This is a genomic window from Pseudarthrobacter sp., assembly GCF_036675385.1.
Classification (GTDB): Bacteria; Actinomycetota; Actinomycetes; order Actinomycetales; family Micrococcaceae; genus Arthrobacter.
This window is the reverse complement of the sequence record NZ_JAKFFD010000009.1, coordinates 17,988-31,048: the sequence shown is the minus strand read 5'-3', so window position 1 is coordinate 31,048 and position 13,061 is coordinate 17,988. Positions and strand designations below refer to the sequence as shown.

Annotated in this window: 9 protein-coding genes and 2 pseudogenes; 5 read left to right on the top strand and 6 right to left on the bottom strand. The window is 61.8% G+C overall.

Annotated features, from left to right (window positions below; all coding sequences use genetic code 11):
• Positions 1-28 precede the first annotated feature (28 nt).
• The 5 genes from V6M49_RS01000 to V6M49_RS00980 form a co-directional block, all read right to left on the bottom strand.
• Positions 29-1,009 carry a malate dehydrogenase gene (locus V6M49_RS01000; RefSeq protein WP_332759536.1) on the bottom strand — a complete coding sequence of 327 codons (981 nt, stop codon included), beginning with the start codon at positions 1,007-1,009 and terminating at the stop codon, positions 29-31.
• A gap of 223 nt (positions 1,010-1,232) precedes the next feature.
• Positions 1,233-2,726: an aldehyde dehydrogenase family protein gene (locus V6M49_RS00995; protein ID WP_332759535.1), complete on the bottom strand. Its 1,494-nt coding sequence runs from the start codon at positions 2,724-2,726 to the stop codon at positions 1,233-1,235.
• Positions 2,727-2,760: 34 nt separating this feature from the next.
• Positions 2,761-4,113, bottom strand: coding sequence for an MFS transporter (locus tag V6M49_RS00990; RefSeq protein ID WP_332759534.1), 1,353 nt, complete (start codon positions 4,111-4,113; stop codon positions 2,761-2,763).
• A gap of 59 nt (positions 4,114-4,172) precedes the next feature.
• Complete coding sequence (gene mdlC, locus V6M49_RS00985; protein WP_332759532.1) at positions 4,173-5,780, bottom strand: benzoylformate decarboxylase; 1,608 nt, start codon at positions 5,778-5,780, stop codon at positions 4,173-4,175.
• Positions 5,781-6,061: 281 nt separating this feature from the next.
• A complete protein-coding gene (locus V6M49_RS00980; RefSeq protein WP_332759531.1) occupies positions 6,062-6,934 on the bottom strand; it encodes a LysR family transcriptional regulator in 873 nt (290 codons plus the stop codon).
• 280 nt (positions 6,935-7,214) lie between these two features.
• Between V6M49_RS00980 and V6M49_RS00975 the strand changes: the two are divergent.
• From V6M49_RS00975 to V6M49_RS00960, 4 genes and pseudogenes are all read left to right on the top strand, one after another.
• Positions 7,215-7,655, top strand: a pseudogene (locus V6M49_RS00975) (FAD-dependent monooxygenase); the annotation flags it as partial.
• A gap of 294 nt (positions 7,656-7,949) precedes the next feature.
• Positions 7,950-8,258, top strand: a complete 309-nt coding sequence (locus V6M49_RS00970; RefSeq protein ID WP_442959683.1) for a cytochrome P450 — start codon at positions 7,950-7,952, stop codon at positions 8,256-8,258.
• 722 nt (positions 8,259-8,980) lie between these two features.
• A complete protein-coding gene (locus V6M49_RS00965; RefSeq protein ID WP_332759527.1) occupies positions 8,981-9,733 on the top strand; it encodes an IclR family transcriptional regulator in 753 nt (250 codons plus the stop codon).
• 124 nt (positions 9,734-9,857) lie between these two features.
• Positions 9,858-11,045: a 4-hydroxybenzoate 3-monooxygenase gene (locus V6M49_RS00960; RefSeq protein ID WP_332759526.1), complete on the top strand. Its 1,188-nt coding sequence runs from the start codon at positions 9,858-9,860 to the stop codon at positions 11,043-11,045.
• A gap of 574 nt (positions 11,046-11,619) precedes the next feature.
• On the opposite strand, the pseudogene V6M49_RS00955 reads toward V6M49_RS00960, so the two are convergent.
• Positions 11,620-12,107: pseudogene (locus tag V6M49_RS00955) on the bottom strand (recombinase family protein); the annotation flags it as partial.
• 312 nt (positions 12,108-12,419) lie between these two features.
• On the opposite strand from V6M49_RS00955, the gene V6M49_RS00950 reads away from it, so the two are divergent.
• Positions 12,420-13,040, top strand: coding sequence for an NADPH-dependent F420 reductase (locus V6M49_RS00950; RefSeq protein ID WP_332759524.1), 621 nt, complete (start codon positions 12,420-12,422; stop codon positions 13,038-13,040).
• Positions 13,041-13,061 lie beyond the last annotated feature (21 nt).

Here is a 13,061-nt window from a genome sequence, read left to right as displayed (position 1 = left end):
ACAGATACGGTGACACCGCCGCGGAACTCTAGCTCTCGCCGTCAAGTGCTGCCAGGGCATCGTCTGCCGCCGCTGCAACGGACTTGGCCGCCTGGATGAGCTGGTCACGCTCGGTCGAACTGATGTGTCCGAGTTCAGCAATGACGGTCCTGTGAGTGAACCTCGCGGGCAGTGATACGAAGCTGTCCGGCAGGCCATCGCGATCCCTGGTCCACGCCGTCGCGGGGTGAAGTTTCCCCTCCCCCATACTCCTGACAATGTTGGCGACGCCCAGTGGGGTGGTCCATCCGCTGCTGCGCCCGGGCTTCAATGCGGACCATCGGAAGAACCAGCCTGTGATGTCTTCGGTGACACTGGTGCGCTGGGCCGGATCAAGGTCGGCCGGTTTTCCGTCGACGGTGAGGGCGCTGAATAGAGGCACTTGTCCGTTGCCGTGCTCGCCGAGAACCAGGCCGTCGACACGATCCGGGGCGATGAGCAATTCACGGGCGACGGCGGCGCGGAACCGCAGCGAGTCGTTGAGGCTGTAGCCAACGATACGGTCCGGGTCGATGTTGGAAAGCCTTCGCAGGGACTCGGCCAGGACGTCGACCGGGTTGGATAGCAGCATTACAGCTCCCTCGGTCCCGGACAAGCGCTCGATGTCGGGAACGAGGCGCTGAAGCAGTCTGAGGTTGGCAAGGAGGAAGTCCCGCCGGTCGCCGTCGGGAGTCTCTGGAGCGGACGCTGCGACGATCACCAGGTCGACAGGCGACCCATCGGCGGGTGGTCCGACGACGAGTTTGGTCCGGGACGTGCCAGAGAGTATTTGTGCTTCGGAGATGTCTATGGCATGCGCGTCGAGGATATTGTCGCGCAAGTCAATCATGTGAACAGTCTCTGCAAGGCCCTCGACCGCGAGCCGTTCGACGACGCCGGATCCAATGAGGCCCGCAGCTCCGATAACGGCCACTGCCCGGGGCCAGCTGATACCTGTTTCTGGGGGTGCATCCTTGGTGTATTCGGTCATGCTTCTCTCCTGTTGTGCTAGGTGTTATGAGGTAGGTGTTGTGCCAGCAGGTATTCCAGCGCGGCTTTGCGCGGTTCCGATCGGCAGTCCGGATCCTGGTCGCTCGGATTAGGTTTCATGGGTGGCATGAATGCTCCTGCTTATGTTGGTGAAGCGCTGCTCGGAGTTGCCGGCGCATTGCCCCGCACCGGCAACTCCGACTTCATGCCTTTTGTCCTGAGAATCAGAAGGGGTATTGGCGCGGGCTGCTCTGGACGCTGACCCAGTGATCGGTTGTAAATTCCTCGATCGCCCATTCCCCGTTGAAGCGTCCGAGTCCGGAGCTTTTCTCGCCGCCGAAGGCCACATGGGGTTCGTCATTCACCGGGATGTCGTTGATGTGGGTCATACCTGCCTTGATTCCCCGGGCGAACGCGACGCCACGTTCCGGGCTGCCGGTAAAGACCGCACTCGAAAGCCCAAAGCTGCTGTCGTTGGCAAGCTCAAGGGCGTGCTGTTCATCCTGCGCCCGAATAATACCCACCAGCGGACCGAAAATTTCCTCGCGGGCGATTTCCATGTCCGGGGTGACGTCGACGAAGATGTGCGGCGGCAGGACGTTTCCGTCTACTTGTCCGTCGAGTACTACGTGGGCACCCTGTTCTTTGGCGAGCCGGATCTTTTCACACAATCCCTGAAGCTGTTTGCTGTTGATAACAGGCCCAATGATTGTGGAGGGATCTGCAGGATCCCCTACGGGCAGGGTACGCACATGGGCGGTGAATCTTTCCACGAATTCGTCATGGACTGCATCTTCGACGATGATCCGGTTGATGGCCATGCAGATCTGTCCCTGATGCAGGAACTTACCCATTGCGGCGGCCCTGACGGACTGATCAATATCGGCGTCGGCCAGCACGACAAAGGGGCTGTTGCCGCCAAGCTCCAATGCCACATGCTTGAGGTGTTCGTTGCTTGCGGCGAGGCGGGCCACATTTTGTCCCACCGGAGTCGAGCCGGTAAAGGAGATGAACGACGGAACCGGGTGTTCGACGAACGCGTCACCGATTTCTGATCCTGCACCGATGACCACGTTGAGGACGCCTGCCGGCAACCCTGCTTCTTCGAAGACCTTCGCCAGAATCAGTCCGCCCGTGACAGGGGTATCGCTGGCTGGTTTAATCACGACGGCGTTTCCCAAGGCAAGGGCCGGGGCAATCGAGCGCTGGGTCAGGTGCAGCGGGAAGTTCCATGGGCTAATGACACCTACAACGCCCAGTGGACGCCGGTAGACCCGGTTTTCCTTGCCGGTGGTATTGGATTCCAGAATTCGTCCCTGGACACGATGGGGGAAGGAGGCTGATTCATTGGTGATTCCGATCGCGGCACCGAGTTCGATGTTGGCTTTCAGGACCGTGCTGCCGGATTCAGCCACCAGCCAGGAGATGATTTCCTCGCGCCGTTCCTCAAGGATCTGTGCCGCTTTCAGCATGACCCGCTGACGGGCAGCGGGGCTGGTGGCTGCCCAGGCCGCCTGGGCTGTCTCGGCGGCTGTGTAGGCGGCGTTGAGATCCGTGATGTCTGCCTGCCGGATCGAGACCAAACCGTCGCCATTGAACGGGTTTGAGACGTTCAGCGCGGTGGGGGAGTTGCCGTCCCGCCACTGGCCGCCGATGAACTGGTGGCCCGTGATCCAGGCGGTCGAAGTGAGGGTTTCCTGTGCAAGCTGGGTAGCCATGTCGGTTCTCCTAGGGGTAGCGGTGGGTGTGGTTTTAGTTCTTGACTGCAACGGTGTCTTCGGGCATCTGCATCGTTTTTGCGCGGGATGCCGTTTTTGGGCTGATGACGAGAAGTACGGCGACGATGGCGACGACTCCGGGCACGGCGAAGATCAGGAAGTTCTGCTCCGGCGGGAGCTTGAGTGCCAGGAGGCTTCCGCCAAGAATGGGTCCTGCGATTGCTCCGAAGCGCCCAATGGCGGAGCACCAACTGACGCCAGTGGAGCGGATGCCAGTGGGGTAGAAGTCGGCACCGAAGGCATGGACGACGGCCAGAGTCCCAACAGTGGTGGCCCCTGCAAGGAAGAGCAGAGCATTCAGCAGGACAGGAGCCGGGTGCATGCCAAGGAAGACGAGGGACAGGACCGCCAGGGCGAAGAAGGCCACGAGGACCTTTTTGTTTCCGAATCGGTCCCCGAGCCATCCTCCCGCGAGAGCACCGGCGGTGGCGCCGACGTTCAGAACGACCAGGAATTGCAGGCTGGATCCGAGATCGAAACCGCTGGCGATCATGATTTTGGGGAGCCAGGTGTTCAGGCCGTAGACCATGAGCATGCACATACCAAAAGCGATCCAGACCATGGGTGTTCCGAGGGCGCGTCCGGACCGGAAAAGCTGGGCAACGGAAACTGATGCCCGCTGCGTGGCTGGGGGGACGGTCCAGTCAATCAGGGCGTGATCGGCGGCGGGGAGAGCACGGGTCAGCAGGCGGCGGGCATCGGTGACCCGTCCCTGGCTCATGAGGAAGGCCATTGACTCGGGCATCTGGCGGTACAGGACCGGAAGCAAAAGCAGTGACACGCCGCTGATGAAGAAGATTGGCTGCCATCCAAGCAGGGGCAGAACCCACAATGCGATCAGGGTAGCGATGATCGACCCGACTGAGTACATGCTTAACATGACTGTGGTCAGGGTGTGTCGCTTGGAAGCGGGCGCCAGTTCGTTCATCAGGGACACAATGTTGGGAATCACCCCTCCGAGGAAGACCCCCGTGATGAACCGGAGCGCCCAAAAGATGTCCGGATTGGGTGCCAACGCTGTTGCCGCCGCTGCGAGGGAAAAGAGCAGTGTGCCGTGGAGGATGATCGGGCGTCGGCCGACCCGGTCCGCGAGGGAGCCGAGGAAGACGGCTCCGCACATCATGCCGATTAGGGCGGCGCTGCCGAGCCAGCCTGCCTGGTCCGGGCTAAGGGACCATTCATTCATCAGGGTTGGGAGCACCGATCCGTAGACGATCAGGTCGTAGCCATCGAAAAACATGATGAACGAACAGCACGCGAGCAGGGTCAGGTGAAACTTGTTTAGCGGTGCTCCTGCCATTGCCGAGCTGGGGGTGGATTGCGTCATTGCGATTCCTTGCCTGCGTTCTCTGGGAGAAGACTGTTGGTGGGGTGGGAAATTGATGCCTAGTCAGCAACGACCTGTGCGTCGATAAGAAATGGCCCGTTTCCTTCCAATGCCTGTTTGTAGACCAGCTCGAATTCTTCGCGGGTTTCGGTTCTCTGGGCCGGAACGCCGTAGCCTTCGGCAATGGCGACGAAATCAATCTTGCCCAGCTGGAGACCAGGAACATCGGGCACGCCCATGCGCTCGGCGAATGCCGCCAGGGCTCCGTAGCTGGAGTTGTTGATGATGACGAACACGGTTCGCGTCTGGCGCTGGGCTGCGGTGTACAGGGCGGTTATCCCGTAATTGGCGGAGCCATCGCCCACCGTCGCAACGATTGTCTTTTCGGGGACCCCCAGCGACATCCCGACGGCCGCGGGGAGGCCGAAGCCCAGTCCCCCCGATGCCGGGAAGTGGTACATACTGGGGCGTTCGATGGCGATGCGCTCGAGATACTCTAAGTCCAGGGTGGTCGTCTCATTGACGTAGGCCACGTTGGTGTTGGTGTGTGCGTTCAGCACTTCGAGGACCTCGGTGCCTGTCATCCCAGCTGCGGAAGTCTTGGCCGCTGGCAGGGCACGCGAACCGCGAGCTCCGCGCCGGTGACCGCGGTCTTTAACACCTTCGGACAGGGTCTTTGCTGCGCCGGCGACGTCGGCCACTACGGCCCGACCGAAGGGTGCACGTGTTGCTTCGCGGGCATCCTGTGTCAGGTGTATGAGTTGTGTTCCCGCTGTCAAGTAGTGGCCTGGTTCCCAGCGGTGGTAACGGAAAACCGCGGCTCCCAGGACGAGGACCACGTCGTGGCCGGCCAAGCGTTCCCGCACGGAAGTGATGCCGGGAACGAGCACGCCCACGAAGTTGGGATGTGTGGTGGGAAAGGGGCAGCGTGACGGGGATGGCGCGACATAAACCGATGCGTCGGCCTTTTCAGCCAGGGAAACAACTGCCTCGAAGACGGCCGGATCCTTCACGGCGGCGGCGTCCACCTGGGGGCCCAAGACAAGGGCAACGCTTTTTGCCCCATCGATGAGGGCGATGAGTTCTTCCGCTAACGCGCTTGCTAGGTCCCCCGCCGCTGTCACGGAACGATCGTTCAGCAGAAAGTCGTCCTCAAGGGCCGTCTCTGCCCAGTCGTCGAGCGGGACGGAGACGTAGACGGGACCACACGGCGGGGTGGAGGTCTCGAAAATTGCTTGGGCCAAGGTCCGTGGGACGTCAGCAGCGGATAGGGGTTCGTGCGAATATTTCACAAGGGGCGTTGGCAGCGTTGCGGCATCCGCGCTGGCGAGCATCGTCTCCTGACCCACGGTACGCCGGACCTGCTGACCGGCCAGTATCACCATCGGAATGTGCCCGTAATGAGCATTTGTTAGAGCCCCCATTGCGTTGCCGGAACCGGACGCCGCATGAATGTTCACCAAAGCAGGTCGCCCCGTAGCGCGGGCGTAGCCCTCCGCCATGCCCACCACCACCTGCTCATGCAGGCCAAGGACAAAATCGAAGTCCTCGTTGAGGCCCGCGAGGAACGGAAGCTCGTTGGATCCGGGATTCCCAAAGATGGTGGTCAGGCCGTGGGAACGAAACACGTCCAGGCTCGATTCCAGAACGGTCTTCTTGGTGGTCACGGGTCCTCTTTCGAATGACGATTGCCTGCATGGTGATAGGGCATGGCGTGTGGGCGGAGCTTCCACGACTTCTCGGCCAAATGAGCGATGGCGGCCAAGTCCCGCCCGATTTCGGAACGGGTCGGTTCTGCGGAGACACATTCAGGCTAAGTGACAGCAATCACGCAGGTCTAATAAAGAATTAAGCCTATTTCTATAGGCAACGCTTATGATTGGTTTCCCGGCCTGAGGCTGACACGGGTCGAACTGATTCCGGCCGGCCCGCGTTCACCCCGGATCGTTTAGACGGCCCGCAGTGTTTCGATTGCCCAGTCGACAAACCAAGCCGTTGCCGATGAAGAAGGCTCGAGGGCTGCGTGTGCGCGAACAGGGGTTGTGAACTCTTCACTCGTCAACGGCGTGACCTCGAAGCCCCATCGGGCGACCCACTCTGCGGTTACCACCTCTGGGACGAAGGCGACCAGGTCCGAGGCTGCCAAGACACCGGGGATGGCCGCGAACCCAGACAGATGAACGGAACCCACCACTGGGGGCGGCAGGAGGGACTGCATGAGGGCATGTCCTGTCGTTCCCCGCACGACCACTCGGGGCAGCGAGACCAGTTCTTCGAAGGTTGGGGTCCTGTCTCCGAACCGACCGCGCTTCGCCACACAGCAGTAACGGTCCCAGCGAATCACCGAAGTGCGCAACGCCCCTCCAAGTAGGGTGGACGAGACGGCGAGGTCAAGGTGTCCCGATACAAGGACATCGCCTGCCGTCCCGGTGTCCAAGTTAACGACATCCAGGCTGCAATAAGGGGCGATCGCTGCGAGGCCAGGTACCAGCGCCGGAAGGAAGACCGTCTGACCCAGATCAGTTAGGGCGATATGAAATGTGCTCCGCGACGTGGCAGGATCAAATCGTGAGAGTCGGCCGATTGCCGCATCGGCGGCTTTCGGTAAGCCGCCGATCTCTGCATACAACTGCAGCCCGGCACGGGTGGGGACGATTCCGCGCCCTTCACGCTGGAAGAGATCGCTCCCCGACGCCCGTCGCAATCTGTTCAAACCCTGAGTAACAGAAGGCTGCGACATCTTCAGCCGCTCGGCCGCTGCCGTCACCGACCCCTCCTCGATGACGGCAGTAAAGACCCGGATGAGGTTCAAGTCCACCATGGATGGCTCCTGCGTCTTATTCCTACGGGCGGCGGAGGGTGTGCAACGATAGCGCGGGCATGTCCCCGCGTACCGTGCGCTGATGCGTTCAAGGAGCAGCGGAACACGGCGGCGCAACGTCCGTGTGCCCTTCGAGATCGATCATGCCATGAAGAACCCAACGCGGAGCCTCCCTCTGCCGTCCGGTCATTCAGAAGGTCCAAGTCCACGGGCCGACTCACCACGAGGGCGTTCAGCATAAGCGTTGTAAGCAGTCATTGTAGGATCGCGAGGATTCCGTGGGAAGCCGAAGATCTGGTTCACCGATGCCGACGGCACCGAGTTCGAGATCCAATCGAACTTCCTGGTGGGCGCCGACGGCTCCCGCAGCCACTGCCGGTTCCAGATCCCGGAAGCGAACCGCAAGTGGTACTTCCCCGAGTACCCCTTCGCGTTGTTCGGCATCCTGGCCGAAGCGCCGCGCAGCTCGGACGAGCTGATCTACGCCAACTCGGACAACGGTTTCGCCCTCATCAGCCAGCGCACCGAGACCGTCCAGCGGATGTACTTCCAGTGCGATCCGAAGGAAAACGTTGCGGAATGGGATGACGACCGGATCTGGGCCGAGTTCCGCAGCCGGGTCAACGGCAACGGCTTCGAGCTCAAGGAATGCCCGGTAATCGAGAAGATGGTCCTGCCGTTCCGCAGCTTCGTCCACACCCCCATGCGCCAGCAGCACATTGCACCCGGGACGTATTAGCCCCGGACGGATTCGGCGCGCAGATTTGGGCGGCTGCCGACAAGGGAGACATCACGGCAGCCCAAGCACCTCTGATTGTCCGGTCGCTGCTCACCGCAGGGGTGGACACGACCGTAAACGGTCTTGCCGCCGTCCTCTACGCGTTCGCCACCAACCCTGACCAATGGACGCGGCTGCACGACAACCCAGTCCTAACGCGTACCGCGTTCGACGAGGCAGTACGTCTCGAATCACCCGTTCAGACGTTCTTCCGGACCACCACCCGGGGCATCGAAAATTGGCAGCATCCTCATCCCCGAGGGCAAAATGATCCTCATGTTCCTCGGCTCGGCAAACCGGGATCCGCAGCGATGGGACAACCCCGACGACTTCGACCTGGGCCGGGACCCCTCCGGGCACGTAGGGTTTGGCTTCGGCATCCACCAATGCGTGGGACAGCACATCGCCCGACTTGAGGCATCCACCCTCCACACCGCCCTGGCCAGGCGCATCGCAACCATAGAAATCAGCGGCGCAACACGCCGGCCCCACAACAACACTCTCCGGGCGTGGGAATCCCTGCCCATCCGGGTCCACTTGGCCTGAACAACCTTCTGAACAGACGAACTTCTAACGCCGCAAGTTCACTCAACGCCTTTGACCAGGCAGCGGCGCCGTTGCACATCTTCATGCTCTTCGGTATCCCCCTGATCGTGTCCGCGTTGGCCATGGCTGCAGTGTGGTCCCGCTTCGCACGAGAGAAATCCTTTAGCCCCGCATCCGCCAAGGTTTCGTGAACGGCTATCGGGCAAAGTCCGTATTCCTTGACATAGAGTCGGGCACTCATGACCCCGTACGCTAACACTCAGCCGGGCCTGGTACTGCTGTACTCAGCCAGTGGGTTGGTTGCATCTATTGGTCAGTACAACTAGTCCAGCTGCCGCGAGCATTGGCTTAATCCCGGGTGTCCGTGCACGATTGAAAGGGCACTTTAAGGCCTCTCCCCCGGGCCTTTTGAACTGGCACGGGCGGGTATTCATGAGGCAGGAGTACGTCTCCTAAAGGAGGCAGACCTTCGGAGAAGCCTTTGCAGCCACTGATAGGCCGTCACGATCCGTTAGATTCCCAGGTCTCAATTTCCTTCACATTCATGGGGTTCAGAATCGTGCAATCAGTGATGGGCGTATGGGCGTCGCAGGGGTGCCGTCACCCTCGGCGTGTCCTTGGAGGTCGATGCCAGGTCGGCTTAGTCGCCTACGGCGCCCACGGGCCGTCCAAAGTCCTACCATTGAATGGTCCTGTTACCGACGCCGCGAAGGAGCCGACCTATGGCAAATTCTGCATCAGGTGATTCCGTGGTGGACCGCGTGGTTCGGGTCATCGCAGCGTTCCCGGAGGGTGTGACGTCGCTGCAGTTGTCCGACCTTGCTGACAGGTCAGCCCTTCCGTTGTCTTCGGCCCACCGGTTGGTCCGGCAGCTCGCGGATCACGGTTTCCTGGACCTCGGTGCCGGCGGAACCGTCCGGCTGGGCATGCGGCTGTGGGAGCTCGTCAACCGTAATGCGCCCACACTGGCGCTCCGTCAGGCGGCCCTGCCGTTTATGGAGGACATCCAGCAGGTCCTGAACCAGAACGTGAATCTGGCCGTGCTGGATGGCTGGGAAGCACTCTTTGTGGAGCGGCTTTCGCGGCGCGGATCTGTGGCCAACCGCGCCCGCATCGCCGGCCGTATGCCGGTCCACATCTCCTCCGCCGGACTCGCGCTGATGTCCCACCAATCGCGTGAGCTGCAGGCCGAGTACCTCGGGCAGTTCAGCGACCACAGCGGCAAGGTGAGCGTCGACGTCGTACGCCAACTGCTTGCTGAAACCGCCCAGCAGGGCTACGCGCAACTCGCCGGCGTGGTGGACCCCGATACCTGGGGCATCGCGGTGCCGGTGATGGACGGCAAGCGCCGCACCGTGGCGGCGCTTGGCGTTGTTGTCCCCTTAGCGGAGATGCGGCTTCAGGCCCTGGTGCCCGCCCTCCAGACTGCGGCGCGCGGGATTGGGCGCCAACTCGGCGCAATGCAGAACGACTGAACGCCTCTTCCATTCAACGGGATTCTCGTAACGCCGGTGGTTCTGCACGGGTAACACTGGTGGCAAAAGCCCACCGCACCCGCAGCGTCTACGCCGCCGGGCCCGCAACGAAGCGAGGAACACCATGGCACGCACCCCCATCACCACCCAAGTCGCCATCATGGGCGCAGGCCCCGCCGGCCTCATGCTCTCTCACCTGCTGGCCACGCAGGGCATTGAGTCGATCGTGGTGGAGATCCGCAGCCGCCAGGAAATCCAGGAGACGGTCCGCGCAGGCATCCTGGAACACGGCACCGTGAACCTGCTGGTGGACTCCGGCGTTTCGGACCGTGTGCTTCGCGAAGGCGACCGCCACGACGGCATCGAGCTTCGCTTCAACGGGGAGAGCCACCGGATCGACTTCAAGGACCTCGTGGGCGAATCCGTCTGGCTCTATCCGCAGACCGACGTGTTCGCAGATCTCGCCGCGCGTCGGGCTGCCGACGGCGGCGATGTCCACTACAGCGTCACGGACATTACCGTTCAGGACCTCGAGGGCAAGCCGAAGGTCTGGTTCGCCGATGCCGATGGCCAGGAATTCGAGATCCAAGCGGACTTCCTTGTGGGTGCCGACGGTTCCCGCAGCTATTGCCGCCGACAAGTGCCGGAGGTCGCACGGACCCACTATTTCCACGAGTACCCGTTCGCCTGGTTCGGCATCCTGGCCGAGGCTCCGCGCAGCGCCGACGAACTGATCTACGCCAACTCCGAGCACGGCTTCGCCCTGATCAGCCAGCGCACGGAGAAAGTCCAGCGGATGTACTTCCAGTGCGACCCCAAGGAAAACGTGGGCGAGTGGGATGACGAGCGCATCTGGTCCGAATTCCGCAAACGCGTCAACGGCAACGGCTTCGAGCTCAACGAAGGCCCGGTCCTCGAAAAGATGGTCCTGCCGTTCCGCAGCTTCGTGCACACGCCCATGCGCCACGGCAACCTCTTCCTGGCCGGCGACGCCGCACACACCGTCCCGCCAACCGGCGCCAAGGGCCTCAACCTCGCCATTCACGACGTCAAAGTGCTCTTCGAAGGCCTCGACTCCTTCTACTCCAACGGTTCCACCGCGCTGCTCGATTCCTACAGCGACCGCGCTCTGGACCGGGTATGGAAGGCCCAGCACTTTTCCTACTGGATGACGTCCATGCTGCATACCGTGCCGGGTGCCGACGACTTCGACCGCGCGCGCCAACTCGGCGAGCTGCACTCTGTGGTCTCCTCCCGGCACGCCAAGGCCTACCTGGCTGAGTCCTATACGGGGTGGCCTGCAGTCGGATAGACGTGCGCCTGATGTGGAGGAACAGGAGACCGATGACTCCCGAGCGTGTTTTCAAGGTGGGCTTGGATGCCTCAGGTGAGGATCCGGGTGAGTAAGCCATAGGGAAAATGACGCCCGCGAGTTCGGCGAGCTCGCGGGCCCGACGCATCACAGAGGCCACTGAAAAACTGCTGTTCATTGGCCGAGCCAGTGGCCTCAACTTGGATTCCGCTAGGGCAAACCGAATGGCCGCGAACGTCCGTTCGACCGCCCTGAACAGGCCGACGCGGGGGATCCCTGAGCGTCGCGGGAGGAATACCGGAACACTACCATTCATGCAACCCTCAATGCGTGAAAGCATGCAATAGATGCAGGAAGGCTAGATTGCAGTCGCGGCGGGCCAAATCCAAGTGACGTGCCGAAATCGCAAATAATTTTACTAAGCGCCCCTGACCTGCGGGAACGTCAGGTTCTTCGCGAAACGGAGTTCTAGCATCCACTGCTACTCCCCTGCTTTAAGAGCCGATAACCTACCTTCCGTCAAGCTGCGGTCGCGTTTGCTTTGGCACAATGGCGGCGCCGGCAGGGGAGTGGCTCACTCCAGCTCGGTGTGTCGCAGGTACTGGTAGACGGCCTCCCTGCTGATCCCGTACTCCCGGGCAAGGACGGCTTTCGGGACACTGCTGTCTGCACGCTGGGCCAGCTCGGCTGCCCTTTCCGGCGTGAGGGTCTTCCGTCCTTTGTAGGCGCCTCGCTGTTTGGCCAGGACGATGCCTTCCCGCTGGCGTTCCCTGATGAGAGAGCGTTCGAATTCAGCGAAGGCCCCCATGACCGAGAGCATGAGATTGGCCATGGGGGAGTCCTCGCCAGTAAAGAAAGTCCTTCTTTGACGAACTCCACGCGCACGCCTCTGCGCGTGAGGCTTTGGACTAGGGCGCGCAGGTCATCGAGGTTGCGGACAAGCCGGTCCGTGCTGTGCACAATCAGGGTGTCCCCGTCACGGGCGAACCGCAACAGCTCGGTCAGTTGTGGCCTGTCGGTATCTCTGCCTGAGGCTTTGTCCGTGAAGACCCGGTCCAGAATCATTATTTGATGGCGCCTTCTCCTAGCCCCTGTCGACAACGGAACTGGCACCTCGAGAGCGACCTTCGAGTGTGGTGAGTTCGAGCGGGCCCAGCGAGCGAGGTCAAATGCGATACCCGTCCGGCTTGAAAATCGCTGCTCCTACTTCTAGCGCTTGCTTAACGGAGCACTGCCCCGTATATTCGGACTACTGCTCCGATTAGAGCAGTTCAGCTTCCTGTCCTGGGATGAGCGCACATACGTCGCCCGATCACCGCTTCGCGGTTGATTACAGAAAGCTAAGTCCAGATCAGCGAAAGCGAGTACACACCTATGAGCAGCATCAGTTTCATCGGCCTCGGCGGCATGACCAACGCAATAGCCGCTCGCGCGGTCAGGGGCGGCAACACTGTTGAGCTCATCGGGCGTGACGCGGCTAAGGCCACGAGCCTGGCTGCCACTCTCCGCGGCGGGGCCACGGTCGGGACGTTCGGCGCTGTCCCTACGGGCGACATCGTCGTCCTGGCGGTGCCATACACCAGCGCCGTTCAGGTCGCTGCCCGGTACGGGAGTGCACTGGCCGACAAGGTCCTCATCGACATCTCAAATACGTTCAACGCCGACGCGACCGGAGTGGTCACTCCCGAGGGTACTTCCGGTGCGCAGGAGATCGCCAAGGTCCTCCCGGAGAGCGCGCACGTCGTGAAGGCGTTCAACACCGTCTTCGGTCACGTCCTAGCTCAGGACGGCTCGTGGGACGTACTCTTCGCGGGAGACGACGCGGAAGCCAAGGCCACTGTGTCGGCATTCGTCACGTCCCTCGGACTCCGTCCGCTCGATGCCGGCGGCCTCGAGATGGCCCGCTGGCTGGAAGGGGTGGGACCGCTGCTGATGGGCCTGGCCCAGAACGGCGCGGGCTTCAACATCGCCCTCGGCATCAACACTCTCAACTAAGCGCAGCCGCGCCCCTTTTTT

Bases quoted from the DNA above. Each gene is read 5' to 3' on its own strand.
- V6M49_RS01000 (WP_332759536.1), bottom strand. From the start codon at position 1,009: ATGACCGAATACACCAAGGATGCACCCCCAGAAACAGGTATCAGCTGG.
- V6M49_RS00995 (WP_332759535.1), bottom strand. From the start codon at position 2,726: ATGGCTACCCAGCTTGCACAGGAAACCCTCACTTCGACCGCCTGGATC.
- V6M49_RS00990 (WP_332759534.1), bottom strand. From the start codon at position 4,113: ATGACGCAATCCACCCCCAGCTCGGCAATGGCAGGAGCACCGCTAAAC.
- V6M49_RS00980 (WP_332759531.1), bottom strand. From the start codon at position 6,934: ATGGTGGACTTGAACCTCATCCGGGTCTTTACTGCCGTCATCGAGGAG.
- V6M49_RS00965 (WP_332759527.1), top strand. From the start codon at position 8,981: ATGGCAAATTCTGCATCAGGTGATTCCGTGGTGGACCGCGTGGTTCGG.
- V6M49_RS00960 (WP_332759526.1), top strand. From the start codon at position 9,858: ATGGCACGCACCCCCATCACCACCCAAGTCGCCATCATGGGCGCAGGC.
- V6M49_RS00950 (WP_332759524.1), top strand. From the start codon at position 12,420: ATGAGCAGCATCAGTTTCATCGGCCTCGGCGGCATGACCAACGCAATA.